Source organism: uncultured Thiocystis sp. (assembly GCF_903866365.1).
Lineage (GTDB): Bacteria > Pseudomonadota > Gammaproteobacteria > Chromatiales > Chromatiaceae > Chromatium.
The window spans coordinates 1-2,809 of record NZ_CAIPNF010000446.1 but is presented as its reverse complement, the minus strand read 5'-3'; the positions used below and the strand labels follow the sequence as shown (position 1 = coordinate 2,809).

The window sequence follows — 2,809 nt, the reverse complement described above, 5'->3', positions numbered from 1 at the left end:
GAGACGAACACTGGGACGCCTGCCTCGACGTGCTCAAGGAACGTCCGCGCCGCCGTCGCTTGCAAACCGTTCCGGCCAGGGTCATGCAGATGATGAACTCACAAGTGCGTCAACGGTGCGGTTAAGTTGGCGCTTATGGGGTTCGAACCCCGGTTACCGCCGTGAAAGGGCGATGGGCTACGCCAGCACACTTTCAAATCAACACGTTAGCACATCCGCCCCTCGCTATCGTGACCCAACGTGACTCAGTGTGACCCAACGTGACCGGAGCGCGTCACGTCGTTTGAACCGCTCGCAACGCATGCAGCAACAGCAGATAACCGTTTTTGCCGGGTGGTGCTTGCATCGAAAGCGAGCGTAACGTGATCCATTCGTCACGCGACACTTCGAGAACGTGACACATGGATTCGTCTTCGGCGAGTTCCCGCAGGCCAGGGGCAACCTGGGCGTCCTTCAGGATCGAGAGACGCGGATCATTCCAATAAATGCCGGTCTTTTCCTGGATGATCTCGCCAGAAAACCACGCGACCGAGCTGTTTGTCACCTGCGCCAGCTTGTTCAACACCTTGGTGGATGGAGTCCGAATCCCGTTTTCGACTTGCGCCAAATACGGCTGCGAGATACCCGCCGCCTGCGCGGCATCCGCTTGCGATAACTTCGCGCCATCTGACGCACAATGAAGCTCGAACATTAGGAGTGAGATATGCGCTACCCCAGTATTGCCGTGATCGTCGCCACCACGCTGCTGGCAGTTTCAGCCAACGCCCAGCAACCCGACCCCAAGAAGCTGAAGGATCAACTGACCGGAGACGCCGAAGCCACAGCTTCCGCAAATCCCCAGTGCAAGTTGTTCACTCAGGCTGAAATTTCCGCCCTCGCCGGCGCCTCACTAGGCCCGGGCGAGAACGCGGCGGGCGGGACTGGATGTCTCTGGACCGACAAAGACTACGAGTCATCGGCATTGGTGCAGGTTGTGCCAGCGAGCTACTTCTCTGAACCCAGGCTCGTGAAAGGGTTCAGGCCATTGCCCGGCATTGGCACCAAGGCCTGGGTGGCGCCAGACTATGATTGGTCAGCCGGATCGCTGGTCCAGACTGAAGCAGTCGTTGTGGTACTCAAAGGCAAGAAGGCCACGGAAGCGTCAGCCGTGGCTCTCCTTCAAGAGGTCATCAAGCGCCGCAAGCCGTAAGGCGGTACCGCAATGGCGCCTAACCCTTCCATCGAGCGGACCAACTCCGGGCTACGCCCTCCGTTGGTCGCTCATGCCAAACGTTGACTGACCGTCCCAGCGATTCTGGACCGTCACCGCTTGGTTTCCGAATCGATGTATCGGCTAACCTAACCAAGCAAGCAAGCGATGAGGATCATCGCCCGCATCCTCAAATGGATCGGCCTGCTGCTGCTCCTCCCGTTGCTCGCCGTTCGTCATTCTCTTGCCGGCGAATCGTCTCGTCCTGGTGTCGGTGGCGAAGTCGGACGCTACGATTCCAATCCAGATGACGGCGGTTCCGGTTTGGGTGGTCGATCTCCACTGACATCGTCACGTCTGCTGCCGGCCGCCGTCGCGGCGGCGATACTCCCCATCCCAGACAACCGAGGCTAAAACGGGACCAGCACCATGATCGAGATCGAATACATCGTGAAAGACAGCCGTGGAGTCGAGCGTTTGCGGACTGCCGACAAGAAGGCCGCCGATGCCTATGACCGCATTCTGGAGAACGCCGAGCGTTTGGCGCAGTGGCTCCGTGCCGACCAGATATTGCCCAACCTGCCTGAACCGGATCTGGAGAACCTGACCATCTATCTGGCCCGCAATGCCCGCGAGGTCGAGCAGATGTTGAAGGGGAAGCCGGTGGAGCGCGCGCCGGGCGCAGGGCTGGAATCGGAACCGGAGTCGGCGCCCGAGAGCCTGCCCGAAAAGGTGGCGCCGCTCAAAGCGATGAGGGGATAACGGAGGCGCGAGTCGGAAACCTCGACCCACTCGCTCCTGATCGGTTATCTGCTGTGGATTTTCGGGTTCATGGGCGCGCATCGCTTCGACGACGGCAAGACCCTTTCCGGCACGCTCTGGTTTCTGACGCTCGGTCTGCTCGGCATCGGCTGGCTGATCGACCTGTTCCTGATTCCGGGGATGCACCGGCGGGCGGAGCGACGCTTTACCCCAGGCGTCAAGGACGATGACCTGACCTGGATTCTGCTGACCTTTCTCGGGCTATTCGGCGTCCACCGCTTCTATCTGGGCAAATGGATCACCGGCCTGCTTTGGCTGCTGACCGGAGGGCTCTTTCTGATCGGCTATCTTTATGACGACTGGACGCTCAACACGCAGATCGCGACGGTCAATGACGAACAGCGCCGCTTTCGAACCTGATCAGAAGGTCGCGTTGTTCCAGCCGAACAGATGCCGGGGCGGGGCGGCGAACTCGATGTAAACCCGCTCCGGCGGGATGGCGAGCGTGTCGGCGAGCAGGGTACAGAGGGCGCGCGAGAACTCGGGCGTGCGCGCTTCGGGTAGATTCAGGCTCTTGAGTTCCAGATAGGCGGCCGGATCGGCGGTGCCGCCGAACAGCAGATCGCGCCCGCTTTCCAGGATCACCATCACGTAGGACTCGGGCTTGCCGAGCAATTTGGCGACCGTGCGCGAGGCGCGGGCCATCAGGGCGGGGCGAGACGCCGGGTCGATCTCGACGTTGGTCAGCAGGCGCAGCGTGGGCATGGGACGGTTCTCATCGGGTGATAGTCGGCCGCATTCTCGTCCGTCGGGCAGAGATGCTCAAGCGGCGGGTTTCGCCCGGTCGAAGCAGGCCGG

The 2,809-nt window shown here is 61.1% G+C and carries 6 protein-coding genes; 4 read left to right on the top strand and 2 right to left on the bottom strand.

Going from position 1 to position 2,809, the window contains the following annotated elements; translation table 11 throughout:
- Positions 1-274 precede the first annotated feature (274 nt).
- Positions 275-691 (bottom strand): helix-turn-helix transcriptional regulator, encoded by a 417-nt coding sequence (locus QZY07_RS24470; RefSeq protein ID WP_295408573.1) that lies wholly within the window; start codon positions 689-691, stop codon positions 275-277.
- Positions 692-703: 12 nt separating this feature from the next.
- On the opposite strand from QZY07_RS24470, the gene QZY07_RS24465 reads away from it, so the two are divergent.
- The 4 genes from QZY07_RS24465 to QZY07_RS24450 all read left to right on the top strand — a co-directional run bounded on the left by QZY07_RS24465 (position 704) and on the right by QZY07_RS24450 (position 2,371).
- Positions 704-1,189, top strand: a complete 486-nt coding sequence (locus tag QZY07_RS24465) for a hypothetical protein (protein ID WP_295408571.1) — start codon at positions 704-706, stop codon at positions 1,187-1,189.
- A gap of 168 nt (positions 1,190-1,357) precedes the next feature.
- Positions 1,358-1,603: a hypothetical protein gene (locus QZY07_RS24460; protein WP_295408569.1), complete on the top strand. Its 246-nt coding sequence runs from the start codon at positions 1,358-1,360 to the stop codon at positions 1,601-1,603.
- A 15-nt stretch (positions 1,604-1,618) separates the two neighbouring features.
- A complete protein-coding gene (locus QZY07_RS24455) occupies positions 1,619-1,951 on the top strand; it encodes a YebG family protein (protein ID WP_295408567.1) in 333 nt (110 codons plus the stop codon).
- 36 nt (positions 1,952-1,987) lie between these two features.
- Positions 1,988-2,371, top strand: a complete 384-nt coding sequence (locus QZY07_RS24450; protein WP_295408575.1) for an NINE protein — start codon at positions 1,988-1,990, stop codon at positions 2,369-2,371.
- Here the strand turns inward: QZY07_RS24450 and QZY07_RS24445 are convergent, their stop codons facing one another.
- On the bottom strand, positions 2,372-2,716 hold the full coding sequence (locus tag QZY07_RS24445) for a phenylpyruvate tautomerase MIF-related protein (RefSeq protein ID WP_295408565.1): 345 nt from the start codon (positions 2,714-2,716) through the stop codon (positions 2,372-2,374). It abuts the gene before it with no gap.
- Positions 2,717-2,809: the final 93 nt, after the last annotated feature.